Source organism: Actibacterium mucosum KCTC 23349 (assembly GCF_000647975.1).
Taxonomy (GTDB): Bacteria; Pseudomonadota; Alphaproteobacteria; order Rhodobacterales; family Rhodobacteraceae; genus Actibacterium; species Actibacterium mucosum.
On sequence record NZ_JFKE01000002.1, the window covers coordinates 45,489 to 61,608 of the forward strand.

At 57.7% G+C, this 16,120-nt stretch carries 15 protein-coding genes; 12 read left to right on the plus strand and 3 right to left on the minus strand.

From position 1 onward, the window contains the following. Window positions 1-33 precede the first annotated feature (33 nt). The 12 genes from ACMU_RS03505 (at window position 34) to ACMU_RS03560 (ending at window position 12,580) form a co-directional block, all read left to right on the plus strand. Window positions 34-1,743: a glycerol-3-phosphate dehydrogenase/oxidase gene (locus tag ACMU_RS03505; RefSeq protein WP_035256277.1), complete on the plus strand. Its 1,710-nt coding sequence runs from the start codon at window positions 34-36 to the stop codon at window positions 1,741-1,743. Beyond that, window positions 1,734-2,576 (plus strand): class I fructose-bisphosphate aldolase, encoded by an 843-nt coding sequence (locus tag ACMU_RS03510; protein WP_035256278.1) that lies wholly within the window; start codon window positions 1,734-1,736, stop codon window positions 2,574-2,576. The genes ACMU_RS03505 and ACMU_RS03510 overlap by 10 nt, the downstream gene beginning before the upstream one ends. Beyond that, window positions 2,569-4,068, plus strand: a complete 1,500-nt coding sequence (locus tag ACMU_RS03515) for an FGGY-family carbohydrate kinase (protein ID WP_035256279.1) — start codon at window positions 2,569-2,571, stop codon at window positions 4,066-4,068. The genes ACMU_RS03510 and ACMU_RS03515 overlap by 8 nt, the downstream gene beginning before the upstream one ends. Before the next feature lie 9 nt (window positions 4,069-4,077). Beyond that, a complete protein-coding gene (locus ACMU_RS03520) occupies window positions 4,078-5,088 on the plus strand; it encodes a zinc-binding alcohol dehydrogenase family protein (RefSeq protein ID WP_035256281.1) in 1,011 nt (336 codons plus the stop codon). A gap of 14 nt (window positions 5,089-5,102) precedes the next feature. Next, window positions 5,103-6,728: a GMC family oxidoreductase gene (locus ACMU_RS03525; protein ID WP_035256282.1), complete on the plus strand. Its 1,626-nt coding sequence runs from the start codon at window positions 5,103-5,105 to the stop codon at window positions 6,726-6,728. 187 nt (window positions 6,729-6,915) lie between these two features. Beyond that, window positions 6,916-7,449 (plus strand): TetR family transcriptional regulator, encoded by a 534-nt coding sequence (locus ACMU_RS19960; protein WP_407636990.1) that lies wholly within the window; start codon window positions 6,916-6,918, stop codon window positions 7,447-7,449. Window positions 7,450-7,468: 19 nt separating this feature from the next. Further along, window positions 7,469-8,527, plus strand: coding sequence for a C4-dicarboxylate TRAP transporter substrate-binding protein (locus tag ACMU_RS03535; RefSeq protein ID WP_035256283.1), 1,059 nt, complete (start codon window positions 7,469-7,471; stop codon window positions 8,525-8,527). Between the two features lie 26 nt (window positions 8,528-8,553). Then, entirely contained in the window at window positions 8,554-9,051 is a 498-nt protein-coding gene (locus ACMU_RS03540; protein ID WP_035257375.1) for a TRAP transporter small permease subunit, read from the plus strand. After that, a complete protein-coding gene (locus tag ACMU_RS03545) occupies window positions 9,048-10,358 on the plus strand; it encodes a TRAP transporter large permease (protein ID WP_035256284.1) in 1,311 nt (436 codons plus the stop codon). Before ACMU_RS03540 ends, ACMU_RS03545 begins: the two co-directional genes overlap by 4 nt. 11 nt (window positions 10,359-10,369) lie before the next feature. Continuing rightward, window positions 10,370-11,146 carry a cyclase family protein gene (locus ACMU_RS03550; protein ID WP_035256285.1) on the plus strand — a complete coding sequence of 259 codons (777 nt, stop codon included), beginning with the start codon at window positions 10,370-10,372 and terminating at the stop codon, window positions 11,144-11,146. Window positions 11,147-11,150: 4 nt separating this feature from the next. After that, entirely contained in the window at window positions 11,151-12,083 is a 933-nt protein-coding gene (locus tag ACMU_RS03555) for a BKACE family enzyme (protein ID WP_035256287.1), read from the plus strand. After that, window positions 12,083-12,580 (plus strand): OsmC family protein, encoded by a 498-nt coding sequence (locus ACMU_RS03560; protein ID WP_035256288.1) that lies wholly within the window; start codon window positions 12,083-12,085, stop codon window positions 12,578-12,580. Before ACMU_RS03555 ends, ACMU_RS03560 begins: the two co-directional genes overlap by 1 nt. A 55-nt stretch (window positions 12,581-12,635) precedes the next feature. Here ACMU_RS03560 and ACMU_RS03565 read toward each other — a convergent pair whose 3' ends face one another. From ACMU_RS03565 to ACMU_RS03575, 3 genes are read right to left on the minus strand one after another with little or no spacing between them, the layout of a single operon-like run. Beyond that, window positions 12,636-14,243 (minus strand): dipeptide ABC transporter ATP-binding protein, encoded by a 1,608-nt coding sequence (locus ACMU_RS03565; RefSeq protein WP_035256289.1) that lies wholly within the window; start codon window positions 14,241-14,243, stop codon window positions 12,636-12,638. After that, window positions 14,244-15,107 (minus strand): ABC transporter permease, encoded by an 864-nt coding sequence (locus ACMU_RS03570; RefSeq protein ID WP_035256292.1) that lies wholly within the window; start codon window positions 15,105-15,107, stop codon window positions 14,244-14,246. It abuts the gene before it with no gap. Beyond that, window positions 15,104-16,120, minus strand: coding sequence for an ABC transporter permease (locus ACMU_RS03575; RefSeq protein ID WP_035256293.1), 1,017 nt, complete (start codon window positions 16,118-16,120; stop codon window positions 15,104-15,106). The genes ACMU_RS03570 and ACMU_RS03575 overlap by 4 nt, the downstream gene beginning before the upstream one ends.

Sequence of the window (16,120 nt, forward strand, 5' to 3'; positions counted from 1 at the left end):
CGCTGAAATGTCGTTTCAGCGAACGGGAAAACCATGTCTGATCAACGCGCTCAAAATCTGGCCAAGCTTCGCGCAAACAGCTCGTTTGACGTTGTGGTTGTTGGCGGCGGGGTGAATGGGATCGGCGTATTTCGTGACCTTGCACTGCAAGGGCTGCGCGTGCTTCTGGTCGAGCGCAACGACTTTTGTTCCGGTTGCAGCGCCGCGCCCTCGCGCATGATTCACGGGGGATTGCGCTACCTGGAAAATGGCGAGTTCAGCCTTGTCCGCGAGTCCTTGCACGAGCGTGATGCCCTGTTGCGCAACGCACCACACATGGTGCGTGCACTGCCCACGATGATCCCAATTACCTCGTGGGCATCGGGATTGTTCAATTCCGCCGCCAGCTTTCTTGGACGAACCGGCAAACCTGCCGCCCGTGGCGCAATTCCGATCAAAGTTGGTCTTGCGCTGTACGATTGGGTTACGCGCAAACGTCGCCTTTTGCCGGCGCATCGTTTTCACGGGCGCGCGTCAACACGCGCGAACTGGCCCGATCTGATGCCAAATGCGCGGCTGTCGGCCGTGTATAATGACGCGTGGATCAGTCACCCCGAACGTCTGTGTATCGAATTGTTGCAGGACACGTTGAATGCGGCTCCGGTCTGTGTTGCACTGAACTATGCCGAGCTGCACGCAAATGGACGGGGGGTCGTTTTGCATGACAATGAGGGGCAGGGCCATATCGACATAGAACCGAAGGTGATCGTAAATGCCACAGGCGCGTGGGTTGACGACACGGCGCGTGGTCTCGGCGCCGAGGGTAGCAGCCGCATGGTGTCGGGCACCAAGGGCTCGCACCTGATCCTGAAACATGACCAACTGCGTGATGCTTTGAATGGACACATGGTCTATTTCGAAAATACCGATGGCCGGGTGTGCATTGTCTTTCCTTACCAGGGGCAGGTTCTTGCAGGCTCCACCGACATTCGCGTTGAAACCCCTGGGCGCGTGCGCTGCGAGGATGACGAGCGCGATTATATCCTGACGTCTCTGCGGCTGATCTTTCCGCAAATTGAGATTGCAGCGCAGGACATCGTGTTCAGCTATAGTGGCATTCGTCCGTTGCCCAAGAGCAATCATGAATTTACCGGCAGGATCTCTCGGGGACATGATGTACGCCGTTTGCCCGGCAAAATTCCGCAGTTTTGCATGATCGGTGGCAAATGGACGACGTTTCGTGCATTTGCGGAACAGACCGCCGATCAGGTTCTGGAGGAACTTGGCGTGCAACGCCGGATATCGACCCGGAACCTGCCCATTGGCGGTGGCAAGGGATTTTCCGATGATGCCAAGCGTTTGGCCAAGAATCTTGGAATACCTGAAACGCGCGCGGTGCATCTTTTGGATCACTACGGCAGTCATGCCGAGGACGTGGCACGGTTTTTGCGATCTCATCCGGACATGCCGCTGGCGACGTGCTGCCCATATACGGTTGGTGAAATCAGATGGCTGGTTGGACGGGAATTTGTTCAAACGGTTTCAGATATCGTGTTGCGCCGCACATCTTTGGCGATCACCGGGCAGATTTCGATGGATGTGATTGATCGAATTTGCGAGGTTTTCGCGGCTGCGCGCGGCCTGAGCACCGAATGTATCGGCGCTCAAAAAGAACAACTTATCAATGAATTGGCAGAGTTTCATGGCGTTACAGCCGAAGCTTTGACCGCACGCAATACCGAACGGAGACGAGAATGCGTATAAGCCCCAAAGCCCGAATGAACCGCCTGTTCAGCAACGGTGGATGTCTGGATGTGGCGATTGATCATGGTGTCTGCAACGAACCAAGCTTTTTGGCGGGTTTGGAGGACATGCCAGCCGTAATGGACACGCTGATCAAGGCGGGGCCGGATGCGATCCAATGCGCCTATGGTCAGGCAGATCTTCTGCAGTCGCGCCCGGAAAAGGATAAACCTGCCTTGGTCATGCGGATCGACATGGGCAACCCTTACAATGATCAGCGGCATAGGGTGATGTGGTCGCAACTGCAAAATGCCGATGAGCCGATCCTTGGTGCACTGGAGATGGACGCGGCTGCCGTGGTTGTGAACCTCTTCATGCTGCCCGACGAACCAGAGCTGTTCCGTCAATGCGTCGAAAACATCAGCCGCGTTCGCGAGGCTTGCCGCAAGTATGGCATGCCCCTGATGATCGAACCCCTGGTGATGTTGCCCAATGACCTCCGCGGCGGTTATCAGGTCGACGGAGACGCGGAAAAAATCGTGACATTGGTCCGGCTGGCGTCTGAGATGGGGGCCGACATTATCAAGGCGGACCCTACCACCGATCCCGAAATCTATCACCGTGTGATCGAAGCCGCCCGTGTCCCCGTATTGGTGCGTGGCGGCGGCAAGGAAGACTTGAAAACCGTTTTCAAGAAGTCCGCCGCGATCATAGCGCAAGGTGCCAAGGGCATGGTCTATGGCCGCAACATCTATCAACACGACAATCCACGCGCCGTTGTAGCGGCCCTGATGGCCATGATCCACAACGGCGCCAGCGGCGACGAAGCTTGGGATATCTATAACCGTGGGTAAGCTCGGCAAATACATACTTGGGCTGGACGCCGGGAATACGGTCATCAAGGCGGTCTTGTTCGATCTGGACGGCAGACAGGTTGCCATGCATGCGCTGGACGGGCAGTCTTCTACCCCGGCACCGGGATTTGTCGAACGAGACATCCCGGAACTTTGCGCCAATGCGGGTCAGGCCATACGCGGCTGCATCGGCAAAGCAGGTATTGCTGCAGATCAGATCGTTGGCATCGGCTGTGCCGGTCACGGAAACGGCTTGTACTTGCTGGACCGTGCCGGCGATCCGATGCTGGGTATTCAATCCCTGGATACGCGGGCTGCGGATTTGGCCGCGGAACTTGGCAACAACGGTGCGGACTTCCACGCGCTTTGCTTGCAAAAGCCTTGGCCCGCGCAAACTCCGACCTTGCTGGCATGGATCAAGCGGCACCGGCCCGAGACCTACGAAAAGATTGGCACGGTTTTGCTGTGCAAAGATGTCATCACCTACCATCTGACCGGGGAACGCGTCAGCGATCTGTCGGACATGTCGGGTTGCGGATTGTTGCGCATGCCCGGGGGGACATATGACGAAGCGTTGCTGCGGCTCTATGGGCTGGGTGATGCCCGTCAGATGTTGCCCCGCCTCATCGACCCGATCGAGGTTGCCGGGACCGTGACGGAAAAGGCCGCTGCCGCCACGGGCCTTGCGGCCGGTACACCGGTGATCGGCGGGTATTTCGATGTTGTGTCCAGCGCGCTGGGATCTGGTGTTGTGAACGCAGGTGACGCGTCAATCATCGCAGGCACATGGAGCATCAACCAGGTGTTTTCCAATGCAGCGGTGCGCGACGAGCACGTGTTCATGGTTTCGGCTTTTGCATCAGACCGATTTATCAACATCGAGGCCAGCGCCACGTCGGCTGCGAACCTGGAATGGTATGTGCGCGCGCTTGTCGAACGAGGCGCCCACCACGATGACCCGTTCGGCCTGTGCAACGACCGGGTTGCCGAGGTATCGCCACAGCCTGACGACCCGTTTTTCCACCCGTTTCTTTATGGCTCGGGCCAAAGCGCGCAAAGTCGCGCCGGGTTCTACGGCCTTGCCGGCTGGCATGGCGAAGGTCACCTGCTGCGCGCCCTGTTCGAGGGCGTGATGTTCGAGCACCGCCGACATATCGAAACCTTGCGCGACGCAGGGGTGGCGTTTGACCGGGCGGTTCTGTCGGGCGGCGGCGCGCGGTCGCCGCATTGGCCACAGATGTTTGCCGACGGGCTGGGCGTGCCGATCAGCGTGGCCGAGGCACGGGAGACCGGGGCGCTGGGCGCGGCCATCGGGGCGGCGCTGGCAACCGGGCATGTCGGATCGTACGAAGAGGCCATTCAGCGCATGACCCGCGCCAAGGCCAACCACACACCGCAACAACGCATGTCCGCCCATTATGACCGGCGCTATGCCATGTATCTCGATCTGGGGGACAGGATGCAAGGGTTCTGGCAAGGGCTAACCACGTAAGGAGAGATCATGCGCGCTGTTGGATTTTTGAAGTCGCTTCCGATTACGGAACCAGAGTCCCTGTTTGAAACGGATATGTCCGTGCCCACCCCGGGGGACTGCGACCTGCTGGTTGCGATCGAAGCCATTTCGGTTAATCCGGCGGATGCAAAGGTGCGCATACGCACGGCGGTCGACCACCCGCATGACGCACCCTACATCCTGGGCTTTGACGCGGTTGGGGTGGTCGAGGCTGTCGGCAAGGATGTGACCGGTTTTCGCAAGGGCGACCGCGTGTGGTACGCGGGTGACCCCTCGCGCCCGGGTTCCTATGCCGAGATGCAGCTTGTCGATTTCCGGATTGCCGCCCTTGCGCCAAGCTCGGTTGCGCCGGTGGCCGCGGCGGCCATGCCGTTGGTCTCGCTCACCGCGTTCGAGATGCTGTTTGACCGGCTGCAGGTGCCACAGCCCCCCGACACCGCATCACTTCTGGTGATCGGCGGTGCAGGCGGTGTTGGTTCGGTCACCCTGCAACTGGCGCGGCACCTCACAGCGCTTGACATCACCGCCACCGCCTCGCGCCCTGAAACAAAAAGCTGGTGCCTTCAGATGGGCGCGCATGATGTCGTGGATCACCGTGACCTTGTTGCGGCCTACCGCGCGTCTGGGCGCGAATACGCGGATTTCATTTGCCAATACGCCGACACGGCGATGCACTGGGACGCGATGTGCGCGCTGATCGCACCGCAGGGCCGGATTGGCACCATCGTCGAGACGCCGGAAAAGCTGGATATTTCCGCGCTGCAAGGCAAGTCGGCGGCGTTGATGTGGGAACTGATGTTCACGCGGCCGATGTTTGCCACCGCCGACATGGCAAGGCAGGGGCAAATCCTGTCGCACATGGCGCGCCTTGTGGATGACGGGTCCATCCGCACCACCGAAACCCGGACATTGCAGGGCCTTGGGGCCCAGACACTCAAAGAAGCGCACGCGCTGATCGAAACCGGTCGCATGATTGGCAAGCTGGTTGTGGAATACTGACAGGAGATAACCGGATGGCCGATCTTGAAGGTCGATATGACTATATCATCATTGGCGCGGGCACGGCGGGATGCGTTTTGGCCAACCGGCTGAGCGAGGACCCGAACACACGCGTTTTGCTTCTGGAGGCAGGCAAGAAAGACAATTATCACTGGGTGCATATCCCGGTGGGGTATCTCTATTGCATCGGCAACCCGCGCACCGACTGGATGATGAAGACAGCTGCCGAACCGGGATTGAATGGGCGGTCGCTGGTTTATCCACGTGGCAAGGTCCTGGGTGGGTGTACGTCGATCAATGGCATGATCTATATGCGGGGACAGGCCGCGGATTATGACCACTGGCGGCAATTGGGGAATGTAGGCTGGGGATGGGACGACGTTCTTCCCTACTTTCTGAAGTCCGAAGATCACCATGCCGGCAACAGTGAAATGCATCGGGCCGGCGGAGCGTGGAAAGTACAAAAACAGCGTCTGAAATGGGACATCCTGCGCGCGGTGCAGAACGGTGCTAAAGAGTTTGGTATTCACCCGCGCGAAGATTTTAACGATGGCAACAACGAGGGCTCGGGCTTTTTCGAGGTCAATCAGAAAAATGGCGTGCGGTGGAATACTGCAAAAGGGTTTTTGCGTCCAGCTTTGAAACGGCCGAACCTGCGTGTGCTCACACAAGCGACAACAGACAAGCTTGTTCTGGATGGTAAGCGCGTGGTTGGTGTTCAGTTCCGTTGGAAAGGCCAACAGATGGCCGCCAGAGCGCAGGCCGAGGTGATCATGGCCGCCGGGGCGATCAATTCACCGAAGTTGCTGGAGTTGTCCGGGATTGGCCCTGCCGACATATTGGACCGTTTCGGTATCGCGCCACGGCACATCAGTTTGGGCGTGGGTCAAAACCTGCAGGATCACCTGCAAATTCGTACGGTCTTCAAAGTGCAAAACGCACAGACATTGAACACAATGGCCAACAGTCTTTGGGGCAAGGCGCGTATTGCGCTTCAATACGGGTTGTCGCAAACCGGGCCCATGTCAATGGCGCCCAGCCAGTTCGGAATATTCACCAAATCTGACCCCTCGCTTGCAACACCGGATCTGGAGTATCACGTGCAACCGTTGTCGACCGACAAGCTGGGCGATCCCCTGCATCCATTCCCCGCCATTACAGTTTCGGTGTGCAACTTGCGGCCCGAAAGCCGGGGGGAGTGCCACATCTCTTCGCCCGATCGCGACATGCAGCCGGACATTAGGCTGAACTACCTTTCGACGCATCGGGACAGGCAGGTTGCTGTAACATCTGTCGGTCAGGCGCGCCAAATCATGTCTGCAATGTCGCTGAAGCCTTACCAGCCCGAAGAGGTGTTGCCAGGACCCGAAGTTGCGACCGAGGCAGAGATCGTCAAAGCCGTTGGCGATATTGCCACCACGATCTTTCACCCTGTCGGGACCTGCAAGATGGGTGACGACAAAGACGCGGTCGTGGACCCCAGGCTGCGCGTGCACGGCGTGTCCGGGTTGCGTGTCGTCGATGCATCGATCATGCCAACCATCCCGTCGGGCAACACGGCTTCACCTGTTGTTATGATCGCCGAGAAAGCAGCAGACTTGATAAGACAGGACGCCCGTTCGGGCACCGCGGCGCCCTGATCGCAAACGGGGACTTGGTGCGCGAAGAAATCCTGCAAATTTCTTGACTGATCGATCAGTCAGAATCTAAGGTCACCTTATGGGGGCCGTCAGAAAACCAAACCACGATGCAAAACTGGATGCGTTGGAACGTATCCTTGTTGCGGCCGAACTTGGGTTCGCCGAAAAGGGTTTTGACGGGCTGGGGATGAAGGCGCTTGCAGCCAGTGCCGGTGTAAGCCAATCGTTGCTGCATTACCATTTTGGCTCGAAAGATCGCCTTTATGCCGCGGTGATTGAACATCGTTCGTCTTTGATCAACCAAGAGCGTCAGAAGCTTTTGCAGGCAATCGAACCAACCGCCGCTGACCGTCTTGCGCAGGTTTTCCGAGCGTTGTTCTTGCCTGCACTTGGCCCGTCCGGCGGGGGGCGCGCTTATGCCCGCATTTTCGCCGGTTTGATCGTTGGCAATGCCCGCGACGAAATCCTGGTTCGCAAAAATTATGATGACACGGCGCGGCTGTTTGTTGCGGCCATCCATGATTGCTTTCCAAACAGCACGGTAACGCAGGCCGCCCAGATTTACCTGGCAGCCCTTGGCGTGCTGACGGCTGCGCTGCCGCGCGATGGAAGGGCAGGGCGGCTGGCCGGCGGGGAGCACCTCGAAAATAACCAAGACGAGTTTGTAGAGTCTCTCATTCGTTTCGCTGTTGGAGGAGCAGTGGCGATACAAAACGGTTGAGAATTTTAGGGAGGAGAATATGAGAAATTCAATCACTGCGGGTATGCTTGCGGTCTCGTGCGCGCTGCCCGGGTTGGCTCTTGCCGACAGTTTCAATGCAACCGTTGTCGCTGGACATCCGGGTGTGTTTCGTTGGGTAAAAATGGTCGACGAAGCTTTCGTGCCCGGCGTGAATGCTGCGCTCGAAGGCTCGGGGCACACCATGTCCTTTGACGGCCAATACGGCGGCTCCATTGCGAAGGTTGGCGACGAGCTGGAAACGGTTGAGGCCGGGCTGGCCGAGATCGGGATCTGCCAAAGCCTTTTTGACCCTGCCAAGCTGGCGGTGCAGAACGTCACGTACTACACGCCATTTGTTAACGACGACCCGCGCGCGGTATCCGATTTGATGGATGAACTGCACAAAAGCGACCCTCGAATGACCGAGGCCTATACGCAAAACGGCGTGGTGTACCTGGGGGCACCGGTGGGTATCGACGATTACCTGCTGATGACCAAGTTCCCAATTGCGGATCTTGGCGATTTGGACGGCAAGAAGATTGCTGCACCCGGACCTGCCATCAACTGGTTGTCGGGAACCGGCGCGGTGGGCGTGTCAGGTAATCTGACCACCTACTACAACGAGCTTCAGGCCGGTGTGTATGATGGCGTGATTGTCTTTGCCTCGGCAGCGCTGCCGGGCAAGCTGTACGAAGTGGCGCCCTATGTCACGCGGGCGGGTCTTGGCGCGCAATATGCCGGGGCACTCTGCGCTAATGCTGACTGGTATGACGATCTGCCAGATGAGGCCAAGCAAGCGTTGCACACCGGGGCGGATGCTGCAAAAGAGTGGTATCTGGCCGCGCTGGAAGGCGCTGTTGAAACCTCGTTCAAGGTCATGGGTGAAAACGGCGCAACCATCACAGATGCCAGCGACGAGATGCGCGCGGCATGGGCCGCCGGTATGGACAACGCTGCCAAAACCTGGGCCGAGGGGCTGGACGGTCAGGGGATTCCCGGCAGCGAAGTGTTGTCATTGTACATGGACACCATGCGCGGCGAGGGGGCCACACCGCTTCGGAATTGGGATCAGGAATGACATCTGAAACCATCGGTCGGGCGACTATGCCCGGCCGTTTTCTGCGTGTGCTGGACGCGGTAACGCTTGTTGCCAATGTGGCCGGCTCCTGTCTGATCGTTGGGCTTGTGATCTTGATCACGGCCGACGTCATCGGGCGCGAAGCGTTGGGTGCCCCGGTCTCGGGTGTGCCGGAGCTTGTCTCGCTGTCAATCGTTGCGATTGTTTTTCTGCAAGCACCGCAGGCACTTAGGGCGGGTCGCTTGACACGTTCAGACGGCGTTCTGGACGCAATCAAGTCCCGCAAACCACGTTTGGCAGACGCCTTGGAGACAGTTTTTGATCTGGTCGGGATCGCGGTTCTGGGCGCAATCCTGTACGCGCATTGGCCGATTATGACCCGCGCATGGGAACGCAATGACTTTGTCGGTGCCGTCGGCGATTTCACGGCCCCAACTTGGCCCGTCAAGGCGATGCTTGCGGTGGGTGCCGCGCTTTTGGCACTGCAATTCGTGGCGCGGATCTTGCGGAGGTACCTGTCGTGACGCCGTTCGAGATCGGGCTGATCGCGTTGGCCTTGATGGGGTTTTTGGTGCTTTTGGGCATGCATGTCCCGATTGCCCTGATCGCGTGCTCATTCCTTGGTGTATGGGCCATCAAAGGGTCACCGCTTTTGGCGTCAAAAATGCTGGGCCTTGCGGCCAACGACGCGATTTCGTCTTACTTTTTTGGCGTTGTACCGTTGTTTGTTCTGATGGGTTTTCTGGTCAGCGAAAGCGGTATGGGGCGTGATTCATTCGACGTGGCCAACGCCATGTTCCGCCGGATTAAGGGGGGGCTGGGCATCGGGACCATCGCCGCCAACACGATTTTTGCGGCCATAACGGGTATTTCGATCGCATCAGCTGCCGTTTTCACCAAGATCGCTGTGCCAGAGCTGCGCCGGCACGGCTATACACCGCGTTTTTCGGTTGGACTGGTGGCGGGCTCGTCGGTGCTGGGAATGTTGATCCCGCCCAGCCTGCTGTTGATCCTCTATGGACTTTTGACCGAGCAGAGCATTGGTGATCTGTTCCTTGCCGGTGTGGGCCCGGGCTTGTTGCTGGCAATTCTGTTCGGCATGGGCACTGTTTTGATGGCGCTTTTTGTGCCCGGAATTGTCGGGCAAAACCTGGGTCAGGTCGAGGCCCCCCTTTCGGCCAGGCAATTGCTGGCGAAAGGGCTGCCGATCACCTTGCTTATCGCCTTGGTTTTGGGCGGCATTTACGTGGGCTTCTTCACCCCGGTGGAGGCCGGCGCGATCGGCACGGTCGGGGCATTGCTGATTGGTCTTGCCAAGGGCACGTTGAACGCCAAAAGCCTGTGGCGCGTGTTGGTTGAAACAGGGTTGGTGACGGCTGCTGTCTGTTTCTTGATTGTTGCCGCACAGATGTATTCGCGGATGCTGTCATTTTCCGGTCTGCCGGGCGCATTTGGCGAAATTGTTGCCTCGGCCGAGCTTGGCCTCTACGGCCTGATCCTGATCTATGTACTGGTTGTTATTCTGTTCGGCATGATTCTGGACAGCTCGTCCATCATGTTGATCCTTGTGCCGCTGATGCTGCCGGTGGTGGTGCCGATGGGTGTCGATCTGGTTTGGTTCGGCATTATCACCGTTATCGCCGTAGAAGTTGGCCTGTTGACGCCGCCCTTCGGGATATCAGTCTATGTCATCAAATCAACGCTGGATGACCCGTATATCAAGCTGTCCGACATTTTCATCGGAGCCGCACCTTTCGCTGTCATGATGCTGGTTTGCCTTGCGGCCGTCGTCTTTTTCCCCGTCATCGCAACCGGTCTGCTTGGCCGTTAGGAGGATCGGAAATGCCCCGCCGATTTATAGATATTTCCGTGGCGTTAGAGGCCGAGATTGCATCGGACCCGCCCATCATGTTGCCCGAGATCGAGTATTTCAACCACGCGGATACGGCGCAGCAGGTGATGGACTTTTTCCCTGGATTGTCGCGGGATGCGTTGCCGGGCGGCGAGGGGTGGGCTGTTGAGCGCTTGACGATATCCACCCATAACGGCACGCATCTGGATGCACCCTATCACCATCATTCGACGATGGATGGTGGCAAACGCGCGATTACCATCGACGAAGTCCCGTTGGAATGGTGTTTCAACCCGGGCGTCAAATTGGATTTCCGACATCTCGCGGACGGCTATCTTGTGACGCCGGATGATATCGATGCCGAGTTGGAGCGGGTCGGTCATATTCTGCAACCTCTTGATATCGTGCTGATTAACACGTCCGCCGGGGCCAGTTACGGTCAGCCCGACTATCTGGTCAAAGGATGCGGCATGGGGCGCGACGCGACGCTGCACCTGTTGCGGCAGGGTGTGCGGCTGACCGGAACGGATGCCTGGAGCTGGGACGCTCCGTTTTCCGTCACTGCAAAACGATACGCGGAAACCGGCGATGCCAGTCTGATCTGGGAAGGTCATCGCGCCAGTATGGACATCGGGTATTGCCATCTCGAGAAACTGGCCAATCTGGACCAGCTTCCTGCGACCGGTTTCATGGTGTCCTGCTTTCCTTTCAAGATCAAAAACGCCTCTGCGGGATTCACCCGTGCCGTTGCCATTATCGAGGACTGATCCAATGCCGAAAAAGACGATCATCTCTTGTGCGATCACCGGGGCAATTCACACCCCCACCATGTCGCCTTATCTGCCGGTCCATCCTGACACGATTGCACAGCAGGCCATCGATGCGGCCAATGCGGGGGCGGCCATTTTGCACCTGCATGCCCGCAACCCGGACAACGGCGCGCCGTCCGTTGACCCGGTACATTTCGAAGACATCCTGCCGCGGATAAGGGCCGCGACAAGTGCGGTCGTCAACATCACAACCGGCGGCAGCCCGACGATGACCGTGGCTCAGCGACTGCCACCTGCGCTAACCTACAGCCCCGAGATGTGCAGCATGAACATGGGGTCGCTGAACTTTGCCCTACATCCGTTGGCTGATCGCTATTCAGAGTGGAAAGAGCCGTGGGAAGAGGACTATTTGCGCGCCTCCGAAGGCAACATCTTCCGGAACACCTTTGCCGACATCCGGATGATTGCTGAGAAATTGGGCGGGGCACCACACAACATGAAGTTTGAACATGAATGCTATGATGTGGGCCACATCTACAACCTGAAATTCTGCAAGGATCAGGGGTATTTCGACGGCCCGATCTTCCTGCAATTCGTCATGGGGGTTCTGGGGGGCATTGCGGCCGAGCTGGACAATCTGATGTTCCTGAAACAGACGGCAGACAAGTTGTTGGGTCAGGGATACGAATGGTCCGTTATCGGCGCAGGGGCACAGCAGATGCGGATGGCAGCGGTTGGCGCCCAAATGGGCGGGCACGTGCGGGTCGGATTGGAGGATTCCCTTTATATTTCGCGTGGAGAACTGGCCACGTCGAACGCTCAGCAGGTTGAAAAGATTGTCCGGATCCTGCGCGAACAGGGCAATGAACCCGCCACACCTGACGAAGCTCGGCAAATTCTTGGTTTAAAGGGTGCTGACAAGGTGAATTTCTGATGACTGTTGAACAACCTAAAGACCCGCTGACCGTGACATTCACCTGCGACGGGCAGGCCGTTGGCAAAATGCGTAACGAGCTTGACGTCACGATGACCGAGCCGATGGAAGAGCATTTCACCTTGGCCACTGACGAAGGACCGTTTCACGGCGGCGACGCCACCGCGCCACCGCCCCTTGCCCTGTTTGTTGGCGGGCTGACCGGGTGCATCATGACGCAGCTGCGCGCCTTCGCAAAGCGCATGGATGTCAAAATCGATGACCTGCGCGTTGAAACCAAGGTCAGTTGGCAGTGGACTCCAAAGGGTCGCATCTACGAGACTGCGCCGAAGTCATTCGACATCGACATCTTTCTTGAGAGCTCGTCCGCATTCGACCAGCAGGTGGCCCTGATCCAAGCCGCGAAAAAGGGGTGTTTTGTGGAGCAGACACTGTCGGTGGCCAATAAGGTGACCCATCGCATCAAGTCGGATGACGGGTTTGTCGCAATTGACTAGACCTGCACGCCGTTGATAGTGCCTTTGCGCAGGAAATTTCGGCTGTTGTCGACGCTTACATGATCGGCACCGGCGCTGCATCGATCAGGGATCGGGTGTAAGCGGTTTCGGGTGCGTTAAGGACCTGCGACGTTTCCCCCATTTCCTCAATTTGCCCCTGACGCATAACAGCAACGCTGTCGCACAGCATTTGAATGACCGCCAGATCGTGGCTGACGAACAAGTAAGTCAGGTTCAGCTGATGCCGCAACGTGGCAAGCAGGTTCAATACAATTGCCTGGATCGAGACATCTAATGCTGCAGTTGGTTCGTCTAGAATAAGAAGTTTCGGACTTACGGCCAAAGCACGAGCAATGCCAACCCGTGCTTTTTGTCCTTCGGACAGCTGATGCGGCAGGCGGGTCAACAAAGGAGACGGAAGGCCAACTTGTTCTGCCAATTCATGCACCCGATCCCGGCGTTGAATGTTTGTCAGATTGCCAAGATGTCGCAAGGGTTCTGCAATAGATTGAGCGGCTGAGTGTCGTGGGTTTAGGCTGTCGGTAGCGTCCTGAAAGACCATCTGGACCTGCGGCCTGCGCGGGTCACGGGCAAATTTCTTTGCAGATGTGTCCAGTAGCGACGCGCCTTCAAACAAAATGGCACCATCGGTGGGGTCCTGTAGGCGCGCGATGATTGAGGAAACTGTGGATTTCCCTGATCCGCTCTCACCGACCAGACCAAGGCAACCACCTTGCCTCAGGTCAAAGCTGACACCTTTCAGGGCATGAACCGGTCCGGACTTACCCACATAGGTCTTAGTAACATTCTGTGCCGACAAGAGCACATCGCCTTGATCGGGAACGGGTGTTTCGGTGCCACCCAAAACCAGCTCGTGAAGTGTTTTACCGGGATGCGGTGTCGCAGCAACCAGTCGCTGGGTGTAGGCATGGGTTGCCGACCGACCAAGCGTTTCCGGAGCGCCGCTTTCGACAACCGCACCGTCCTTCATCACCACCAAGCGGTCACAATACTGCCCAGCGAGACCAAGGTCGTGGGTGATCAATATAACGCCCATCTGACGCTCATGTGCCAGAGCCTGGATCAGGTCCATAACAGTTTTCTGCGTGGTGACGTCCAGACCGGTTGTGGGTTCATCGGCGATCAAAAGTTGAGGTTTGCAGGCAAGTGCCAGCGCAATCACCACACGTTGACACATCCCGCCTGACAATTCGAAAGGGTAAGCGTGATAGCGTGCTTCGGCATCTTTGATCTGTACTTCTTTCAAAGCGGCAATGGCCTTGGCACGGGCATCTTGCACGGTGGCCTGCGCATGATGGCGCAAGACATCCTCGATCTGATGACCAACCTTACGGATAGGGTTCAATGCAGCGCGCGGATTCTGAAAGATCATCGAGATTTCTCGTCCGCGAATGTCGTTTAGATCGCGTTCGGACGCGTTGCTAAGATCCACTCCGCTGTAATTTAACTCACCTGAAACGATCCGTCCGCCTTGGTCCAAGATTTGGAGGATGCTGAAGGCGGTTACAGACTTGCCCGAGCCGCTTTCTCCGACGATCCCCAAGGTCTCTCCCCGGCCGAGCATCAGGTCGATGCCCCGCACGGCGTCCACAGGGCCATTTCTGGTTTGAAACTGAACGCGCAGGTTCTGGATCTTTAGCATCTAGCGTCTCTGCCTGGGGTCTACGATATCGCGCAGCCCGTCGCCCAAAAGGTTGAAGGTAAAAACGGCAAACATCAGCCAAAGTCCAGGGAACACCGCCAACCACCATTCGCCTGAAATGATATAGTTTGCCCCCTCGGCAACCATGATGCCCCATTCCGGTGTTGGCGGGCGCACGCCCAAGCCGATAAAGCTCAGCCCAGCAGCATTCAACACAGCCCAGCCCATGTTCAGCGATACCTGCACCATCATCGGCGGCAGTGCGTTTGGAAAGATATGCAGCGCGACAACCCGAAGGTCGGAATTGCCAGCCAGTTTGGCCGCCTGAACAAACCCGGCTTCGCGCCGGATGTTGACTTCGGCGCGGACCACGCGTGCATAAAAGGGTGTGTTGATGACCGCGGTGGCGTAAATGACATTTTCAACCGTGTTGCCAAGTGCCGCAACGATGCCCATGGCCAGGACAAACAGTGGGAAGGCCATGATCATATCAAGGCCGCGACTGATCACGGCATCCCACCAGCCTCCCCAAAACCCGGCTGCGCAGCCAAGAATTGAACCGGCGACGAACGACAATGCGACGGCACCGATGGAAATGGCCATGTCCAGCCGGGTGGCGACGATGACACGGCTGAAAACGTCGCGACCAAGGTGATCTGTGCCGAACCAATGTGCCCAGCTGGGTGGCTGCAGTATTTGATCACCCGAGGCGAGTGGGTCAAATGGCACAAAAGATGGGCCAAAAATTGCACAGATGATCAGGAAGCCAAGCATTGCAAAAGCAAGCATCGTCACCGGGTTTGCACGCAGGACATACCCGACGTGGCCTGCAAAGCTTTGGTTTTGGGCGTGTTCAGTTGTCATGAGTCAAACCCAATGCGCGGGTCGATCAGCGCGTAAACAAGATCGATGATCAGGTTCAGTGCTACAAACAGCAACGCCATCGCCAACACAAAGCCCTGCACCGCCGCGTAGTCTGACGCGACCAATGCGTCGACGGCGTAAGAGCCGATACCAGGCCAGGCAAAGACCTTTTCGACCAACACATTCGCACCCAACGCGAACGAGAACACCATTCCCAACGTTGTCACAACTGGTAAAAGGGCATTGCGCAGCGCGTATCCCATCAGGATTTTGCGTCGCGCCAAGCCGGCAGCACGAGCTGTGCGGATGAAATCAGAAGACAAAGCCGTCAACATCGAGGCCCGGGTCATGCGGGCGATGGGAGCCAGAGTGAAAATGGCCATCGTGGTGGCTGGCAGGACCAGCTGTTTAGCGGCTCCTCTGAAAGTCTCCCAGTCGCCGGTCAGTGCGCCGTCGATCAAGTAGAAGCCAGTGATCGAGTCTGGCTCGATATAGATGAAGTCGAGCCTGCCAAGAGGCGAAGGAACGATGTCCAGCAGGTAGTAGAAGACATAAACCAGAAGGATGCCGGTAAAAAAGGTTGGCAGCGATACGCCCGCAGTTACCAACACCCGGCACAGGTGATCCTTCCACGAACCGGGGCTTGTGGCGGCCATGACGCCCAACGGAATCGCAATGGCGCATGACAGCAGCAGCGCCAGAAGGGTCAACTCGAGCGAAGCGGGAAGCCGCCGCGCAAGATCTGCCAGCACAGGTTGCCCTGTCGACAGGCTGTTGCCCCAATCACCACGTACCAGATCTCGGACATATTGCAGAAACTGATGGGGCAGTGGTTTGTCCAGACCCAGTGTTTCGCGCACCTGCTGGATCGACGCCTCGTCTGCGGCGTCACCTGCGAAATACACAGCCGGGTCACCTGGCAGCGCACGTGTCAGGATAAAAGTGATAACAACCACCCCGATGACAACCGGGATGGCCTGTATCAATCGGGCAATGATCAATCGAGCCCGCAT

Excerpts from the sequence above, each read along its gene's own strand:
- ACMU_RS03520 (WP_035256281.1), top strand. The coding sequence starts at position 4,078 with ATGCGCGCTGTTGGATTTTTGAAGTCGCTTCCGATTACGGAACCAGAG.
- ACMU_RS03570 (WP_035256292.1), bottom strand. The coding sequence starts at position 15,107 with ATGACAACTGAACACGCCCAAAACCAAAGCTTTGCAGGCCACGTCGGG.
- ACMU_RS03565 (WP_035256289.1), bottom strand. The coding sequence starts at position 14,243 with ATGCTAAAGATCCAGAACCTGCGCGTTCAGTTTCAAACCAGAAATGGC.
- ACMU_RS03505 (WP_035256277.1), top strand. The coding sequence starts at position 34 with ATGTCTGATCAACGCGCTCAAAATCTGGCCAAGCTTCGCGCAAACAGC.
- ACMU_RS03510 (WP_035256278.1), top strand. The coding sequence starts at position 1,734 with ATGCGTATAAGCCCCAAAGCCCGAATGAACCGCCTGTTCAGCAACGGT.
- ACMU_RS03540 (WP_035257375.1), top strand. The coding sequence starts at position 8,554 with ATGCCCGGCCGTTTTCTGCGTGTGCTGGACGCGGTAACGCTTGTTGCC.
- ACMU_RS03560 (WP_035256288.1), top strand. The coding sequence starts at position 12,083 with ATGACTGTTGAACAACCTAAAGACCCGCTGACCGTGACATTCACCTGC.
- ACMU_RS03550 (WP_035256285.1), top strand. The coding sequence starts at position 10,370 with ATGCCCCGCCGATTTATAGATATTTCCGTGGCGTTAGAGGCCGAGATT.
- ACMU_RS03575 (WP_035256293.1), bottom strand. The coding sequence starts at position 16,120 with ATGCGGGCTCGATTGATCATTGCCCGATTGATACAGGCCATCCCGGTT.
- ACMU_RS03535 (WP_035256283.1), top strand. The coding sequence starts at position 7,469 with ATGAGAAATTCAATCACTGCGGGTATGCTTGCGGTCTCGTGCGCGCTG.
- ACMU_RS19960 (WP_407636990.1), top strand. The coding sequence starts at position 6,916 with ATGAAGGCGCTTGCAGCCAGTGCCGGTGTAAGCCAATCGTTGCTGCAT.
- ACMU_RS03555 (WP_035256287.1), top strand. The coding sequence starts at position 11,151 with ATGCCGAAAAAGACGATCATCTCTTGTGCGATCACCGGGGCAATTCAC.
- ACMU_RS03525 (WP_035256282.1), top strand. The coding sequence starts at position 5,103 with ATGGCCGATCTTGAAGGTCGATATGACTATATCATCATTGGCGCGGGC.